This is a genomic window from Desulfovibrio legallii (assembly GCF_900102485.1).
GTDB lineage: Bacteria > Desulfobacterota > Desulfovibrionia > Desulfovibrionales > Desulfovibrionaceae > Desulfovibrio > Desulfovibrio legallii_A.
In genome coordinates, this window is record NZ_FNBX01000009.1 from 19,674 (window position 1) to 36,223 (window position 16,550).

The following is a 16,550-nucleotide window of genomic DNA, read 5'->3' on the forward strand; positions in this document are numbered from 1 at the left end:
CCGCTGCGTTCTCCAAGGGGTATGCCTGTCGCGTCCCCTGAACTTCCCCGCTTTTGCTCCTTACTCCGAACAGGCGGTTTTCAGCTGGCCGCAGGCGGCCTTGATGTCCTGACCTTTGCTTTTGCGGATGATGGCGGTGATGTGGCGGTCCCAGAGGTATTGTTCAAAAGCCAGGACCCGTTCCGGGCTGGGGGCGGCGTAAGGGGAACCTTCGGTGGGGTTGTAGACGATGAGGTTGAGCTTGGCTTTGAGGTCGCCCAGCAGGCGGACCAGCTGGCGGGCGTGTTCCTGACCGTCATTGACGCCGCCCAGGAGCAGGTATTCAAAGGTAATGCGCTCGCGGGTTTTGAGGGGGTAGGATCTGAGGGCGGCCAGCAAATCCGGCAGGGGCCAGCGGGCGGCCTTGGGCATGAGGCGGGCGCGCAGCTCCTGGGTGGGGGCGTGCAGAGAGACGGCCAGGTAGGCCAGGCCGCTTTCGCCCAGTTCGCGCAGGCCTTTTTCGACCCCGCAGGTGGAGACGGTAATGCGCCGGGGAGAGAAATTGAGGCCTTTGTCGTGGTTGAGGCTTTGGAGGGCGCGCAGCACTTCGCGCGGGTTGCCGAGGGGCTCGCCCATGCCCATAAAGACCAGGTTGCGCAGCACGGGCCAGTCCGGGCGGGTGTCGCCCAGATAGTTGCGGGCCACCAGGATCTGGCCGAGAATTTCGCCCATGGTCATGTTGCGTTCCAGGCCCATGCGGCCCGTGGCGCAGAAGGTGCAGCCCATGGCGCAGCCCACCTGGCAGGAGAGGCATTGGGTCCAGCGGCGCGCGCCCTCGCGGGAATCGGAGGGGATGAGCACGGTTTCCACCTGCGCGCCGTCGGCCAGGCGCAGGAGGAACTTGGTGGTGCCGTCGGCGCTCTGTTCCACGGCGTCCACCGTGGGCCAGACGATGACGGCCGCGGCGGTCAGGCGCTCCCGACAGGCTTTGGAGACGTCCGTCATGGCGTCAAAACTGCGGGCCATTTTCTGCCACAGCCATTGCCAGACCTGCACGGCGCGGAAGCGGGGCTCGCCCAGCTCCGTGGTCATCCAGGCTTCCAGTTCGGGCAGGGTCAGGTTGAGGATGTCGCGCATGGGGCGGCGCTACCCTACGGCCTTGCGGGCATACTCGCGCACAAAGCGCACGGCCGAATCCACGTTCGTGACTTCGCCGGCGATCTGAGCCTGGAGCAGGGCGTCGCGGATGACGCCCACCAGGGGGCCGGGGGCCAGCCTGGTTTCGTTCATGATTTCATTGCCGTTGAGCAGGGGCTCCAGCATCTGTTCCGGGGTTTCGGCCCGGTCCAGGTACTTCATATTGTGGTTGAAGGAGGTGAGGATGCCGTCGCGGGCCTTGAGGTCCGCCCGGGCCATGGCGATGAGCCGGGGGTATTCGTCCAGGGCTTTGAAGCGGCGGATGCCCCTGTCCGTCATCATGAAGTGGAAGCGCATGTGGTGGCGCACCAGGTGGCAGAGCAGGTCAATGTCCTCCTGGGCGAAGTGCAGACGGCGCAGGATTTTGCGGGTGACTTTGGCCCCCACGCGGTGGTGCTGGTAGTAGGTCCACTGGCCGTCGAAAAATTCGCCGGTGTAGAGTTTGCCCACGTCGTGGAAGAGCATGGCCATGGTGCCCAGCCAGTCGTAGTGGAAATCTTCTTCGGGGTAGTGGCGCATGCAGGCCAGGGTGTGCTCAAAGACGTTTTCCGTATCCCCTTCCTTGTTGCGCATCTGGGTAAGGCAGGAGAGGGCGGCCACCTCAGGAATAAGCCCCTGGAGGATGTGGGCCTCGTAGAGCAGGCGCACGAAGCGGTACATGGATTCGGCGGCCACCTTGCGCCATTCGTCCATGATGTCCGTAGCGGGCACATAGTCCAGCACGCGGGCGGAAGCCCGCACAATGGCCAGCCAGGTGTTGGGCTCAATGGGCAGATCAAAATTGGCGGCGAAGCGCAGGGCGCGCACGGCCAGCAGGTAGTCGTGGCGCAGGGTTTCGTCCGGCAGGCCCGTGAGGCGGATGGCCCCGCCTTTGAGGTCCGCGAAGCCCGCGTAGGCGTCGCCGGAGGCTTCAGGGCTGCCGAAGCCCGTGAGGCGCAGGTCGAGTTTTTCTTCCCGGCTCATGCGTTCGATCATGGTGGGCGTGACGCGCAGCAGGGAGAGCTCCGGGTGCCCGGCGGCGGCAACCTCCAGGGGGTAGAAGCGGTAGGTGACGCCGTCCTGCTCCATAACGGCCAGGGCGCGTTTTTCCCGTTCGGGCACGGCCGCGGGGAAGAGGCGCACCAGGGTGTCCAGGTCCGGTTCACAGGCGATGTCCACAGCCGGGGCCCCGCCCTGGCGCAGCAGGTGCTCCTGCAGGGGGGCGTTGATCACGTGCGCGTCATAGCCGTTGCGCAAGAGGGTTTTGCAAATGGTTATGGCGTCCTTGAGGGCTTGGTGCATGGAAATCTCCTTGCGAAAATAGGAACAGACGTCCCCCACTATGCCCGCCGGAAGGCGGGAACGTCAAGCCGGACGCGCCGTTGGCCAGGGCGCGTCCGGCTTTTCAGGCCCGGATGGCATCCGGAAGATGCGGCTGCAGGCCCCTACAGCGAGGGCATGCCCAGAAGCATCCTGGCGGAAACCACCACCTGCATGATGACCTGCGAAATATCCTTGACGGCCTGCATGCTCTTGGATTCCACCTTGGGCAGGACCATGATCTGATCGCCGGGGCGGATATCGTCGTCGTCCTGGGTTACTGCGCCGTTCTGGTGCAGCACCAGCGCCTTGTCGCGGTCGGCCCGGTTGGTGTAGCCGCCCGCGCCTTTGATGTAGTCCGCCGCGTCCTTCTTTTTGCTCCAGAGCAGGGCCTGGGGCATCATAACCTCGCCGCTCACCAGCACCACGTCGCTCTTGGTGGGGATGACGATGACGTCGCCGTCCTCCAGGGTAAGGTCGGCCTTGTCCGGCCCGCCGTCCAGCACCACCACGCCTTCGGGCTCCACGGCTTTGGCGCGCTCCACAAATTTGGAGACCATTTCGGCCTCCTTGGCGCGGATCTGCGCTTCGTCCGTGCTGGAGGAGGAAGCGGTGAGGGCCGTTTCTTCCAGGCGGCGCAGGGAATCGGCAATGGCCTTCTTTTGCCGGGCGGCCACGCTTTTGCGCTTGATGTACATGGCGTCAAGGTTGGCCCGGCCCGGCTCCACGGCAATGAAGTTCTTTACCTCCGCCAGGCGCGCGCCCCGCCGCACGGGGAAGCGCGAGGCCCCGCGCACGGCCCCCTGCACCTCCACCATGATGGTGTTGCCCGGGGCGTCGGCAATAAACTGCACCTGGTCGCCGTCTTCCAGCTTCAGGCTGCGCAGCTCGCGGATGGGCAGGTAGGTGCTGTAGGGCGCGCCGTTGCGCGTGCCGGAAAGGGCGATGTGCGAGGCGCTGCCCTGGGGCTCGGCCAGCTCCATGAGGGCCGCGCCCGTGGCCTTGCCCTTGGGAAATTCAAAAAGCGCCGCGTTGCGCACGGCCCCCACGGCCGCCACGCTGGGGCCTTTGTCGCCCACCACCAGGGTGTCGCCTTCCTGCACGCGCACGGCGGGCAGTACGCCCTTGCGGGCAAAGGGGTAGAGGTCCAGCGTGGCCACTGTAGCGCCGTTGCGCACCAGGCGGATGTCGCGGTAGCTGCCGCGCACGGGGTCCAGGCCGCCGGCCTTGTCCAGAAAGCTCAGCAGCGGGTCGCCGGGCGTGCCGGTGTAGCGGCCGGGGCGCTGCACGCCGCCGGTGACGAACACGGCCACGGGCCGGGCGTCCAGGGGGGCGGCATAGATCTGCACTGCGGTGCGGCCGGAGGCCGCCAGCTTGCTGCGCAGAGCCTCGGCCAGCTTGTCGTAGCCCAGGCCCGCCACGGGGATGGCCCCCACCTGGGGCACGTCCAGGTGGCCGTCGTCGGCCACCGTCAAGGTCTGGTCCACGGTGAGGTCGCCGCCCCAGAGGCGCAGCACCACGCGGTCGCCGGGCATGATGACGGTGGCGTCCTTGGACTCCTTGGCCTGGGAAAAATGCCCCTGAAACAGGTTGGCGGCATAGGGCTGGGGCGCGTCGGCCGCGCGGAGGGGGCCGACCAGAGCGAGGAGCCACAGGGCCGCCAGCAGGACGGAACAAAGTTTATGGGACATGGCGCTTACAATGCAATGGATTATGGGCTTGCATGGCCCCCAGAAGGTGCCGGGCGTGACGCCGCGAAAAACGCGCGACAACCGTTTGCCGCGCGTCTGATTCATAATCTTCTTTGCCGGATTTTGCCAGGGGGAAAAGGGGGCTCCCGGCGGAAGACCTGCACTGCGGCGGGGGCGGCTCCGGCGTTGGCTTTCTGCCCGGCGGAAGGGCCGTGGCCGCACGCAATTTTCTGCTTGTAGGATGACTGGCCTGATGTCGGCCCTGCCCCGGCGCGGGTGTCTTGTGCCCCGTTGTCGGGGGGCGGCTTTCACTTCGGCCGGTCCGGCGTCTGCCCTGTTGTCGGGGGAAGCGTCCCCTTCGCACGTTCCGGCGTCGGCCCTGCCCCCGGCGCGGGCGTCTCCTTGCCCCCGGCGCGGGATGGATTTTGTTCTCTGGCAAGGAAGAAAACGGATTCGGGACGGGCATAGTACGCCTTGGTACAGGCCCGGTCCGAATCCGATTTCTGACGCCGCCAGAGGGCAAAAGACGCCCGCGCCGCGCTATTGGGAGAGGCCGGCCCCCCATACCCTCGGCGCCATGCTCCAGCGCCCCTGCGCGTCGCGGCAGATGACCACCACCTCAGCCTCGCGCTGGCCGGAAAGCGCCGTGCCGCGCTTGCATTCTTCGCCCTTGGCCGAAATAAAGCTCTCGCCCATGCTCAGGCGCACGTTTTTGCCGAATTCAGGGTCGTCCAGCGTGGTGCTGGCCCCTGGGGCCGCGCCGATCATATAGGCCATCACCGGTCCGGGCGGGGTTTCCGGCTGCTCCGGCGCGCTGCCGAAACCGCAGCCGTACAGGGCCAGGGCCGTCAGCGCCGCCAGCAGGGCCGACAGCCGAACGCGGCCGCCCAGATGCAGGGCCGGGGCCACCGTGTGCGCAGGCAATTTTTTCATGAACCGTTTCCTCCACTATAGCAGATTAACTTTGAGAATATGCATGCTCAAAGTTTGCGGCACGCTCGTTTCGGCGCGTAACAACGCAAATACATTGCGTTTACGCCTCCACAGCTGGCGTCTGCTCACGCAGCCGCCAGGGGCCGCCGCAAAAAACGCGCGGCCCCCGGCCGCGGGCCGTTGCCGCGCGCCAGCCGCGCCGGAAAACCTGCCGGGGCCTTTGTTTTCTCCTCTTCCCCTTGGCAGAGAAGCCCCCGGCTGTCAATGGCCGCGCGCCGGGCGGGCTGCCGGGGGCGACACGATAATCACGCTTTTTGTAAAAAGGGGGAAATTTGTGACCGATTTTTTTTAAAACCGTGATCTTATCGTGTCCACACTTTATAAAACCCGCATTTTATTTTGCATTTTATTGCGAGCATGCTATTATCCGCACAATCTCCACAGCAGAATCGGAGAAAATATGCCGAAACCGTCCATGAAAACCATCCACGTGCAGGACGCCGTGGGCAGTGTGTTGTGCCACGATATTACTCGCATTGTGCCGGGGAAGGAGAAGGGCCCCGTCTTCCGCAAAGGCCATGTGGTGCGTCCGGAGGATATCGAGGTTCTGCTCAATGTGGGCAAGGAGCACTTGTACGTTTTTGAGGCCCTGCCGGGCATGGTGCATGAAAACGACGCCGCGGCCCGCATTGTGCGCGTGGTGGCCGGAAAAAACCTTGCCGCCGCCGAGCCGCACGAGGGCCGCATAGATCTTGCGGCCGCCTGTGACGGGCTGTTGCGCATTGACGTGCCCACGCTCAACAGCGTCAATTCTCTGGGCGAAATTTCCGTGGCCACCATCCACAGCCTGCAGTGGGTACGCAAGGGGCGCGCCGTGGCGGGCACGCGGGTGGTGCCGCTGCTTATTGAGGACGAAAAGCTCCGCCGTCTGGAAGCCCTGGTGCAGGCCCCCATCATTGAGGTGCTGCCCCTGCGCCGGGCCAGGGTGGGCATCGTCACCACGGGCAGCGAGGTGTACTACGGCCGCATCCAGGACGCCTTCGGCCCTGTGCTGCGCAAGAAGTTCGCGGCCCTGGGCAGCGCCGTCATGGGCCAGACCCTCACCAGCGACGAAGTGCCCATGACCGCCGGGGCCATTGCGGATTATCTCCAGCAGGGGGCGGATCTCATTGTGGTCACGGGCGGCATGTCCGTGGACCCGGACGACCGCACGCCCAGCGCCATCCGCGCTGCGGGGGTGGAGGTGGCGAGCTACGGCGCGCCCGTCTATCCGGGGGCCATGTTCCTGCTGGGCTACGCCGCCGGGGCTGCCGGGCGGGTGCCCGTGCTGGGGCTGCCCGGCTGCGTCATGTACCACCGGGCCAGTATTTTTGATCTCATCGTGCCGCGCCTTCTGGCGGGGCTTACGGTCACGGCCGCCGACGTGGCGGCCCTGGGGCACGGGGGCTTCTGTTCCCAGTGCCCGGAATGCCATTACCCCGTCTGTCCTTTTGGCAAGTAGGGCGCACAGCCCTGGCAAGGACAGTCGGCCCCCGTGCTGCGCCCCAATGCGCGGCAGGGGAAAACGCGCGGGCCGCAAGCGTCCGCGCGTCCGGGCCCCGCAAGGGGCGCACGCCATGGCGTAGGCGTGCTGGTATCAATATGAGAGCGATTTCGTCAGGAATCGCCCTCGGCGCGGGAGGGCCCGCCGCCAGGCTTCGCGGCTGTGCGGGGCGCAGGCGGCTTCTCGCGGCAAGCGGCGCACTGTGCGCCGCCGCAACAGGATTTCCGTCGTCGCGGACGGCGGAAGAGGGGCAGGCAACGGCCCCGAGCGCGGCACGGCCGCGCCGGCATACCCTTCACAGGTTTAATCCCAAGGAGTCGCGCATGGAGACAAAAACGCTTGTTATTAACGGCATCCCCCGCAGGCTGCTGATCAACCCTGAAGACACGCTGGCGGATGTGCTGCGCGGGCAGCTGCAGATCACCAGCGTGAAGGTGGGCTGCGGCAAAGGCCAGTGTGGCGCCTGCTCCGTCATTCTGGACGGCAAGGTGGCGCGCGCCTGCATCACCAAGATGAGCCGCGTGCCGGAAAACGCCGCCGTTACCACGCTGGAGGGCATCGGCACGCCTTCCTGCCTGCACCCGCTGCAGCAGTCGTGGATCTACCACGGCGCGGCGCAGTGCGGCTTCTGCACGCCGGGCTTCATCGTTTCCGCCAAGGGCCTTCTGGACGCGAACCCCAACCCCAGCCGCGAGGATGTGCGCGACTGGTTCCAGAAGCACCACAACATCTGCCGCTGCACGGGCTACAAGCCCCTGGTGGACGCCGTTATGGACGCCGCCGCCATTATGCGCGGCGAAAAGACCGTGGAGGACATCACCTTCAAGATGCCGGCGGACGGCCGCATCTGGGGCTCCACCATCCCCCGGCCCAGCGCCGTGGCCAAGGTGACGGGCACTGCGGAATTCGGCGCGGACGCCGCCTACCGCCTGCCGGCGGACACCCTGCACCTGGCCCTGGCCCAGGCCAAGGTCTCCCACGCCAACATCAAGGGCATTGACACCTCCGAGGCCGAAAAAATGCCCGGCGTCTTCAAGGTGCTGACCCATAAGGACGTGAAGGGCAAAAACCGCATCACGGGCCTCATCACCTTCCCCACCAACAAGGGCGACGGCTGGGAACGGCCCATCCTTAACGACACCAAGATCTTCCAGTACGGCGACGCCCTGGCCATCGTCTGCGCCGATACCGAGGCCCATGCCCGCGCCGCGGCCGAAAAGGTCAAGTTTGACCTGGAGCTGCTGCCCGAATACATGAGCGCCCCCGAAGCCATGGCCCCGGACGCCATTGAGATCCACCCCGGCACCCCCAACATTTACTACGACCAGTTTGAGGAAAAAGGCGCGGATACGGCCCCCTTCTTCAAGGATTCCGGCAACGTGGTGGCCGAGGGCGAATACTACACCCAGCGCCAGCCCCACCTGCCCATCGAGCCCGACGTGGGCTACGGCTACATCAACGACAAAGGCCAGGTGGTCATCCACTCCAAGTCCGTGGCCATCCACCTGCACGCCATGATGATCGCCCCCGGCCTGGGCCTGGAATTCCCCAAGGATCTGGTCCTGGTGCAGAACACCACGGGCGGCACCTTCGGCTACAAGTTCAGCCCCACCATGGAAGCCCTGCTGGGCGTGGCTGTCATGGCCACGGGCCGCCCCTGCCACCTGCACTACAACTATGAGCAGCAGCAGTGGTATACGGGCAAGCGCTCGCCCTTCTGGACCACCGTGCGCATGGCCGCCAACAAGCAGGGCAAGATCCTGGCCATGGAAACGGACTGGACCGTGGACCACGGTCCCTACTCCGAATTTGGCGACCTGCTCACCCTGCGCGGGGCCCAGTACATCGGTGCGGGCTACGGCATCGCCAACATCCGCGGTCAGGGCCGCACCGTGGCCACCAACCACTGCTGGGGCGCGGCCTTCCGCGGCTACGGCGCGCCGGAATCCGAATTCCCCTCTGAAGTGCTCATGGACGAGCTGGCCGAAAAGCTGGGCATGGACCCCTTCGACCTGCGCGAGCTCAACTGCTACCGGGAAGGGGACACCAACCCCTCCGGCCAGGTGCCTGAGGTCATGAGCCTGCCCGAAATGTTCAAGAAAATGCGCCCCTACTACGAGGAAGCCAAAAAGCGCGTCAAGGCCAACTCCACTGCTGCGGTCAAACGCGGCGTGGGCGTGGCCCTGGGCGTGTACGGCGCGGGCCTGGACGGCCCGGACACCTCCGAAGCCTGGGCGGAGCTTAACGCAGACGGCACGGTGACCGTAGGCAACTCCTGGGAGGACCACGGCCAGGGCGCGGATTCCGGCACCCTGGGAACGGCCCACGAAGCCCTGCGGCCCCTGGGCCTTACCCCGGACCAGATCCATCTGGTCATGAACGACACCAGCAAGACCCCCAACTCCGGCCCGGCCGGCGGTTCGCGGTCGCAGGTGGTCACGGGCAACGCCACCCGCGTGGCCTGCGAGATGCTCCTGGAGGGCATGCGCAAACCCGGCGGCGGCGGCTTCTTCACCTATGCGGAAATGAAGGCCGAAGGCCGCCCCGTGCACTATGACGGCAAGTGGACCGCCCCGGCCAAGGACTGCGACGGCAAAGGCCAGGGCGAACCTTTCGCCTGCTACATGTACGGCCTGTTCCTGGCCGAAGTGGCCGTGGAAGTGGCCACCGGCAAAACCGCGGTGGAAAAGCTCGTCTGCGTGGCCGACATCGGCACGCTCTGCAACAAGCTCATCGTGGACGGCCAGATCTACGGCGGTCTTGCCCAGGGCGTGGGCCTGGCCCTCTCCGAGGACTATGAGGACATCAAGAAGCACAGCACCCTGGCGGGCGCGGGCGTGCCTTCCATCAAGATGGTGCCGGACGACATGGAAATCGTCTATGTGCAGACCCCGCGCAAGGACGGCCCCTTCGGCGCTTCCGGCGTGGGCGAGATGCCCCTTACCGCGCCGCATCCGGCCATCATCAACGCCATCTACAACGCCTGCGGCGCGCGCGTGCGGCACCTGCCGGCGCGGCCCGAAAAGGTCTTGGAGGCCATGCCCAAGTAAGGTAGGCTTCCGGTACGTCTGAAGGCAATGGGGAGGGGCCTTTGCGGGCTCCCTCCCCGGACGCCGTGAACCTGTCGGCGCACGCGGCGCCCTCACGACGCCGCAGGCGAAGGAACGTGTTTTTTACATTGGATGCCGTGTGGGGGAGGGGGCGCTTTCAGTATCGGGCGCTGCTTCCCCCACATTTTTCCCCTTTTTCAAGCGAGTGTCCGCCATGATGGATCAGAAGCATTTGCACGAAATGGAAGCCCGCTGCACCCAGGAAAGTCCGCCGCGCTGCCGGGCGGCCTGCCCCTTTGACCTGGACGTGCGCGCCTTCATGACCCACATGGCGGCCGGCCGCGCGGGCGAGGCCCGCAAACTGCTGGAGCGGCACCTGCCCCTGCCGGGCGTGCTGGCCCGGCTCTGCGACCATCCCTGCGAGGAAGTCTGCCTGCGCCGCGACCTGGGCGGCAGTCTGGCCATGCACGGGCTGGAGCTTTCCTGTATGCTCGCGGCCGGGCCGCAGAGCCGCCCGCTGCCCATGCCGCCCAAAAAAAAGCGCCTGGCCGTGGCGGGCGCGGGCCTGGCCGGGCTTACGGCGGCCTGGGATCTTTCGCGCAAGGGCTATCCGGTCACGGTCTGCCATGCGGGCGCGCCTGAGGCCGCTCTGCTGGCCGCCTATCCCGTGCTGGCGGAAGTGGGCCTGGGCAAGGACTTTCTGGCGGAAGACATGGCCGTGCTGCTGCGGCAGAAAGTGCGGTTTGAGGCCGTTGCCCTGGACGCGACCCTTACGGCGCGCCTGGCCGCCGAGTACGACGGCCTGCTGCTGGATGCGGACGCCGCGCCCGATCTGGTCCCGGCCTGGGAAGCCGTGGACGCGGAGACCCTGCTCTGGCGCGACAACATCTGCTGTGCGGGCTGGAAGGAGCGCACGCCCACCGGCCACGCCTACGCCTCGCCCTCGGCCCAGGCCGGGCAGGGCCGCCGGGCGGCCCAGACCCTGGAGCGCCTGGTAAGCGGCGTTTCCCTCACGGCCGCGCGGGAAAAAGCGCAGGGCCCGCTGCATACGGACGTGGCGGGCATCGCGCCCCTCCCGCGGCAAGAGCCCGCAGGCGTCGTCCACACGGCGGAAGAAGCCGCGCGGGAGGCCGCGCGCTGCCTGCAGTGCCAGTGTCTGATCTGCGTCAAAGAGTGCGTCTATCTGCAGAAGTACAAGGGCTATCCGCGCGTCTACGCCCGCCAGGCGCACAACAACGCCTCCATTGTCAAAGGCCTGCACACGGCCAACGCCATGATCAACGGTTGCGCCCTCTGCGGCCAGTGTGAGGAGCTCTGCCCGGAAAATTTCTCCATGGCCGAAATGTGCCTGGCCGCCCGTGAGGACATGGTGGAGCGCGGCTTCATGCCGCCTTCGGCCCACGAATTTGCGCTGGAGGACATGGAAAACGCCTCAGGGCCAGAATGCGCCCTGACCCTGCCGGATACCTCCCTGCCTCAGGGCGCGGCCCCGGCCTGGGCGCTTTTTCCCGGCTGCCAGCTGGCGGCCTCGCGCGGGGAGCAGGTGGCCGCCCTTTATGCGCGCCTGAAGATGGCGCTGGCCTCCGGCCCCACGCCGGGGCTGGGGCTCATGCTCTCCTGCTGCGGCGTCCCGGCCCGCTGGGCAGGGCGGACGAAACTGTACCGGGAACACGCGGCGGGCCTGCGCGCTTCCTGGGAAAGCCTGGGCAGGCCGCGCCTTATGGCGGCCTGTTCCTCCTGTCTTGTGGTGCTGCGCGAGGTGCTGCCCGAAGCGCGGGCCGTATCCGTGTGGGAAGTGCTGGACGGGCTGGACCTGCCCGCTTCCGGGCCGCTGCCGCCGGATCTGCCCGCCGTCCTTTCCGTGCAGGATCCCTGCACGGCCCGGCACGACGCGGCCTGGCTTGCGGCCGTGCGTAGTCTGGCCCGCAAAGCGGGCGTAACCCTGGAGGAGCCGCGCCTTTCCGGCCCGGCCACGGCCTGCTGCGGCTACGGCGGCCTGGTCTGGTGCGCCCAGCCCGACACGGCGGACGCCATGAGCGCCCACCGCGCGGCGGAGCTGCCCCATGCCGGGCTGGCCTCCTGCATCATGTGCCGGGACAGGCTGGCCGCCGGCGGCAAGGAATGCTGGCACCTGCTGGACCTGCTTTTTCCCGATCTGGCTGAACCTTCCGGCGGGCGGAGCGGCCCCGGCCTCTCTGCCCGGCGGGCCAACCGCGCCGCATTGCGGCGGCGTCTGCTGCACGACTATCGGGGCGAGGCGGCGGCCCGGCCGCCGGAGGGCAAGGTGCGGGTGGGGCCGGAACTGCTGGCCCGGCTGGAGGCCCGCCACATTCTGCTTGAGGACGTGGAGGCCGCCGTGGCCGGAGCCGAGGCCAGCGGTCACCGCTTTAAAAATCTGGAAAACGGCCATTGGCTCGGTTCCTGGCGGCCCAGGCAGGTGACCTTCTGGGTGGAATACACGCCCGAAGGGGAGGGCTTTGCGCTGCACGACGCCTGGTGCCACCGCATGGCGGTGCCCGGCTCCGGCGGCCAGGAAGCGGCGGAGGTCATCAACCGGCACCAGTGCTGCACGGACGGCAGCCGGGGAGGACAGTCATGAGCATGGCGGATCTCAATTACGGCCCGGACGGCGGGGAGTGGGTCTGTGGCCGCTGCAACCTGCCCCTGGAGCAGAGCAAGGTTTCCGTCTTCTATCTCAACAGCGCCTTTGACGTGGTGCTGCCGCGTTGCCCTCAGTGCGGGCTGACCATGATTCCCAAGTCCCTGGCCCAGGGCAAAATGCTGGAAGTGGAAGCCCTGCTGGAAGACAAATGAGCGCCCTGTGGGAGCGCGAGGATTTTCGTCGCGTCACGGAGGGGGCCTGGCGGCCCGGCGGGGAGGCGCTCACCCGGCGGGGGCTTGCCCTCTGCCGCACGCGCTGCGGCCTTGCGCCCGGCGCGCTGGTGCTGGACCTGGGCTGCGGCCAAGGCGCGAGCCTGCGGCTTTTGCTGCGCGAAGGCTACCGGGCCTGGGGCCTGGACCGCACGCCCCAGCCCGGGGCTGCGGCCACGGGCCGCCTGTTCCTGGCCGACGCGGCCCGCCCTCCGCTGGCGGCCGCCGTGCTGGACGCCGTGCTCTGCGAATGCGTGCTCTCTCTGCTGCCGGACCCCGCCGCGGCCCTGCGCGCCTGGACGCGCCTGCTGCGCCCCGGCGGCCTGCTGCTCCTGAGCGATCTGACCGTGCGCAACGGTGCGGCGCAGCCGGCCCCCGATGCCGGGCCAGGCTGCGGGCCGGACTTCAGTTCGCGTGTTGGAGAAAACGCCGTGGCGGTCGCCGGTGCGGCGCAGGCCGCCGCAAGCGCGGGGCCGCGTCCTGCCGCTGCTGCCCCCCGCTCCTGCCGCGCGGGGGCCCGACCGGCAGGCGTCTGGCAGGCCATGCTCGCGGCGGCCGGGCTGCGGGTGGAAGTGTATGAGGACCACTGCCGCGCCCTGGCGGAGCTGGCGGCCCGGCTGGCCTGGTACGGCGCGGCCCCGCGATCCTGCGCCTGCGGCGCGTCGGGCCCGGCCGCCGGACCCCTGGGCTACGGCCTGTGGATTGCCCGCAAGGACGCCCCGGCCGAACGGCGGGGCGTGTAAACAGTCTGGATCCGGGCCGCGGCGTGCCACCCCGGTGCAAAGCGCGGCACAATCAGGCCCCGGCAGCCGCGTTCCGTACCCCCAAAAAAAGGAGGGCCCATGAATCCCATGATGCTGGAATTGCTGCCCCTGGTGCGCCAGGGCTACTGTTGCAGCCAGCTGCTCCTGCTGCTCATGCTGGAGGCCCGCGGGCAGCAGAACCCCGATGTGGTGCGCGCGGCCCAGGGCCTCTGCCACGGCATCGGCCAGTCCGACGGCCCCTGCGGCCTGCTCACGGGCGGGGCCTGCGCCCTGGCCCTGGTGGCGGGCAAAGGCGCGGATGCGGAAACCGCCCACCCCATGCTCACGCCCTTGCTCAATGACTACGCCTCCTGGTTTTACGAGCGCACCAATCCTTACGGCGGTCAGCGCTGCGGCCAGATCGCCGCCGGGCTGGGCGCGGCCTCTGGCGCGCCGGGCGAAACGCCCAATCCCGTGGCCTGCGGCGACCTTATGGCCGAATGCTGGGAAAAAATCCTGGAGCTGGTCCAGAGCTACGAACTGGACCTGACCCCCATTCCATGATCCTGCGCCGTACCCAGAGCCTCTGCCCCGTATGCCTGCGACGGCTGGACGCGGCCTATGTGCGCCCCGAAGCCGCCCCGGAAGCGGTGCTGCTGGAAAAGACCTGCCCGGAGCACGGCCTCTTCCGCGTGCCCGTCTGGCGGGACGGCGGGCCGCGCCGACAGGGCGCCGCAGGCAGCGCCCTGCCCGTCTTTGAAACCTGGACCAGGCCCAAGAGCCCCTCCTATCCGCGCGCGCCGCGCACGCCCACGGTCTACGGCTGCCCCTTTGACTGCGGCCTCTGCCCGGAGCACGCCCAGCACACCTGCACGGGCCTGCTGGAAGTGACCCTGCGCTGCAACCTGGCCTGCCCCGTGTGCTATGCCGACGGCGGCACGGCCACGGCCCCGCCGGACCCCGATCTGGCCTGTCTGGCCGCCCAGCTGGACGTGCTGGCTAGGGCCTCCGGCCCCTGCAACGTGCAGCTTTCCGGCGGCGAGCCCACCGTGCGGGAGGATCTGCCCGCCATCGTGGCCCTGGCCCGCGCGCGCGGCTTCGGCCTGGTGCAGCTCAACACCAACGGCCTGCGCCTGGCAGAACCAGGCTATGCCCAGCGCCTGCAGGAGGCGGGCCTGGATTCCGTTTACCTCCAGTGGGACGGCGTGAGCGAAGCAACCTTCCGCACCCTGCGCGGCCGGGACTGCCTGGAGTTCAAGCGCGCGGCCGTGCGGGCCTGCGGCGCGGCGGGCCTGGGCGTGGTGCTGGTGGCCACAGTGGTGCGCGGCGTCAACGATGCCGAGCTGGGCGACCTGCTGCGCCTGGCCCTGGCGCTGGGCCCCACGGTGCGCGGCCTGCACGTGCAGCCCGCGGCCTTTTTCGGCCGCTACCCCTGGTCCCTGGGCGCAGCCCCGCGCTGCACCCTGCCCGAAGTCATGGCTGCCCTGGCCGCCCAGGCCCCGGAGCTGGTCAACGCCGCGCAGTTCCATCCCCCTGGCTGCGAAAACGAGCTCTGCTCCTGCAGCGCCGTATACCGCCGCAGCGCCGACCCCGACGGCCGCCCCGGCCTGCAATGGCTGGGACAGGGCGGTTCCTGCTGCACGCCTGCTGCGGCGGGCGCTTCCTCCGCCGAGTCCGCCCCCGCCGTTTCGCCGAAGGCGCTGCCGTTCGTGCCCCCGTCAGCGGAGGAAGGCGCGCGCAAAGCCAAACAGTTCGTGGCCTTGCACTGGAAAGGGGCAGGAGCCCCGGCCGCCGCCGTTGCGGGCCAACCGGCTGCCGCCGCGCCGCAAATCCCCGCGCCGCACAACCCGGACGCGGGCCGCGCCGCCCTCGCGCAGGATTCCTTCAGCCGCTTCCTGGCCCAGGCTGGGGTGGAGCAGCGTTTCACGCTCTCCAGCATGGCCTTTCAGGACGCCCTCAGCCTGGATGTGGCCCGGGTGCGCGGCTGCTGCATCCACGTTCTGCGCCCCGACGGCCGCATGATCCCCTTCTGCCTGCACAACCTCACGGCGGCCGACGGCACGCGCCTCTACAAGGTGGGGCCGTGAGCAACGGGCCCGCGCCGTCCCTGACCCCAGGCGGCCTCCCGGCTACGGCCTGTCCTCTGGACGCCTGGCTGGCCGCGGCTTGCGGCGCCCGCAGCCTGGCCGAGCTGCCCCGGGCCCTGCGCGCGGCCCAGGATAGCGCCCTGCGCCGTCAGCTGGCCCAGGCCCGGCGTTCGGCTTTTTACGGCCCACGCCTGGCGGGTCTGGATCCGGACGCGCTGACCGCGGACGATCTGCCCCGCCTGCCCTTCACCACCCCGGCGGATCTGCGGCGCTGGGAGGATTTTCTCTGTGTCTCGCTGGGCGCGGTGCAGCGCATGGTCACCCTGCGCACTTCAGGCACCACGGGCGCGCCCAAACGCCTGGCCTTCACCAGGGGCGATCTTGACCGCACGCGGGAATTTTTCGCCGTGGGCATGCGCCAGCTGATCCGGTCCGGGGAACGCCTGGCCGTGCTGCTGCCCGGCGCGGACCGCCCCGACGGCGTGGCCGACGTCATGCGGCAGGCCCTGGCCCCGGCTGTGGACGTGCGCACCCCGCCGGCAGACCTCCTGGCCGGGGCCTCCGGCCCCTGGGCGGCCGCCGAAGGCCTGGCCCGCTGGCTCGGCGCGCAACGCGCCCACGCCCTCATCGCCATGCCCGGCCAGCTTGCCGCCCTGCTGCACAGATTTTCGCAAGGCGGGCCGCCCGGCCTGCGCGGCGTGCTCTCCAGCGCCGAACCCCTGGACCCCGTGCTGCGCCATTTGCTGCGCACGGTCTGGCAGTGCGAGGTGCTGGACCACTACGGCCTTACGGAAACGGCTTACGGCGGCGCAGTGGAATGCCCGGCCCACAACGGCTGCCACCTCCGCTCCCTGGACCTTCTCGTGGAAATTGTGGACCCCTGCGGCACGGACGTCCTGCCCCTGGGCGAAGAAGGCGAAATCGTCCTCACCACCCTCCAGCGCGAGGCCATGCCCCTTATCCGCTACCGCACGGGCGACCTGGCCTGCCTGCTGCCCGGGCCCTGCGCCTGCGGCAGCCCCCTGCCTCGCCTGGGCCATGTGCGCGGCCGCCTGGAGCGCCGCCAGGGCCGCGTCTGCGTGGTGCGCCCCCAGAAAGGCGCTGGAGGGGAGTAGGGGGTGTCTGCGTAAACTTTTCCCTCCTCAGGCAAGGCGCCG

General features: G+C 68.5%; 12 protein-coding genes. 8 read left to right on the forward strand and 4 right to left on the reverse strand.

The window, feature by feature from the left end:
* Positions 1 to 60: 60 nt before the first annotated feature.
* The 4 genes from rlmN to BLS55_RS06645 form a co-directional block, all read right to left on the reverse strand.
* Entirely contained in the window at positions 61 to 1,116 is a 1,056-nt protein-coding gene (rlmN, locus tag BLS55_RS06630; RefSeq protein WP_092153618.1) for a dual-specificity RNA methyltransferase RlmN, read from the reverse strand.
* A 9-nt stretch (positions 1,117 to 1,125) separates the two neighbouring features.
* Positions 1,126 to 2,457, reverse strand: a complete 1,332-nt coding sequence (locus BLS55_RS06635; protein ID WP_092153620.1) for an HD domain-containing protein — start codon at positions 2,455 to 2,457, stop codon at positions 1,126 to 1,128.
* 143 nt (positions 2,458 to 2,600) lie between these two features.
* Entirely contained in the window at positions 2,601 to 4,166 is a 1,566-nt protein-coding gene (locus BLS55_RS06640) for a polysaccharide biosynthesis/export family protein (RefSeq protein ID WP_092153756.1), read from the reverse strand.
* Positions 4,167 to 4,706: 540 nt separating this feature from the next.
* Positions 4,707 to 5,099: a DVU3141 family protein gene (locus tag BLS55_RS06645; RefSeq protein ID WP_092153622.1), complete on the reverse strand. Its 393-nt coding sequence runs from the start codon at positions 5,097 to 5,099 to the stop codon at positions 4,707 to 4,709.
* 475 nt (positions 5,100 to 5,574) lie between these two features.
* On the opposite strand from BLS55_RS06645, the gene BLS55_RS06650 reads away from it, so the two are divergent.
* The 8 genes from BLS55_RS06650 (at position 5,575) to BLS55_RS06685 (ending at position 16,508) form a co-directional block, all read left to right on the forward strand.
* Entirely contained in the window at positions 5,575 to 6,600 is a 1,026-nt protein-coding gene (locus BLS55_RS06650) for a molybdopterin-binding protein (RefSeq protein ID WP_257243159.1), read from the forward strand.
* A 365-nt stretch (positions 6,601 to 6,965) separates the two neighbouring features.
* Positions 6,966 to 9,692, forward strand: coding sequence for a molybdopterin-dependent aldehyde oxidoreductase (locus BLS55_RS06655; protein WP_092153626.1), 2,727 nt, complete (start codon positions 6,966 to 6,968; stop codon positions 9,690 to 9,692).
* A 205-nt stretch (positions 9,693 to 9,897) separates the two neighbouring features.
* The gene (locus BLS55_RS06660; RefSeq protein WP_257243160.1) at positions 9,898 to 12,291 is read left to right on the forward strand and encodes a pyridine nucleotide-disulfide oxidoreductase/dicluster-binding protein; all 2,394 of its coding nucleotides are present in this window, start codon (positions 9,898 to 9,900) and stop codon (positions 12,289 to 12,291) included.
* Complete coding sequence (locus BLS55_RS06665) at positions 12,288 to 12,506, forward strand: DVU_1557 family redox protein (protein WP_092153628.1); 219 nt, start codon at positions 12,288 to 12,290, stop codon at positions 12,504 to 12,506. The genes BLS55_RS06660 and BLS55_RS06665 overlap by 4 nt, the downstream gene beginning before the upstream one ends.
* Positions 12,503 to 13,306, forward strand: a complete 804-nt coding sequence (gene trsM, locus BLS55_RS06670; protein WP_092153629.1) for a DVU_1556 family methyltransferase — start codon at positions 12,503 to 12,505, stop codon at positions 13,304 to 13,306. Before BLS55_RS06665 ends, trsM begins: the two co-directional genes overlap by 4 nt.
* Positions 13,307 to 13,405: 99 nt before the next feature.
* Positions 13,406 to 13,870 carry a DVU_1555 family C-GCAxxG-C-C protein gene (locus BLS55_RS06675; protein ID WP_092153631.1) on the forward strand — a complete coding sequence of 155 codons (465 nt, stop codon included), beginning with the start codon at positions 13,406 to 13,408 and terminating at the stop codon, positions 13,868 to 13,870.
* Entirely contained in the window at positions 13,867 to 15,393 is a 1,527-nt protein-coding gene (trsS, locus tag BLS55_RS06680; protein WP_092153633.1) for a radical SAM (seleno)protein TrsS, read from the forward strand. Before BLS55_RS06675 ends, trsS begins: the two co-directional genes overlap by 4 nt.
* Positions 15,390 to 16,508, forward strand: a complete 1,119-nt coding sequence (locus BLS55_RS06685; RefSeq protein ID WP_257243161.1) for a DVU_1553 family AMP-dependent CoA ligase — start codon at positions 15,390 to 15,392, stop codon at positions 16,506 to 16,508. The genes trsS and BLS55_RS06685 overlap by 4 nt, the downstream gene beginning before the upstream one ends.
* The last annotated feature ends 42 nt before the right edge of the window (positions 16,509 to 16,550 follow it).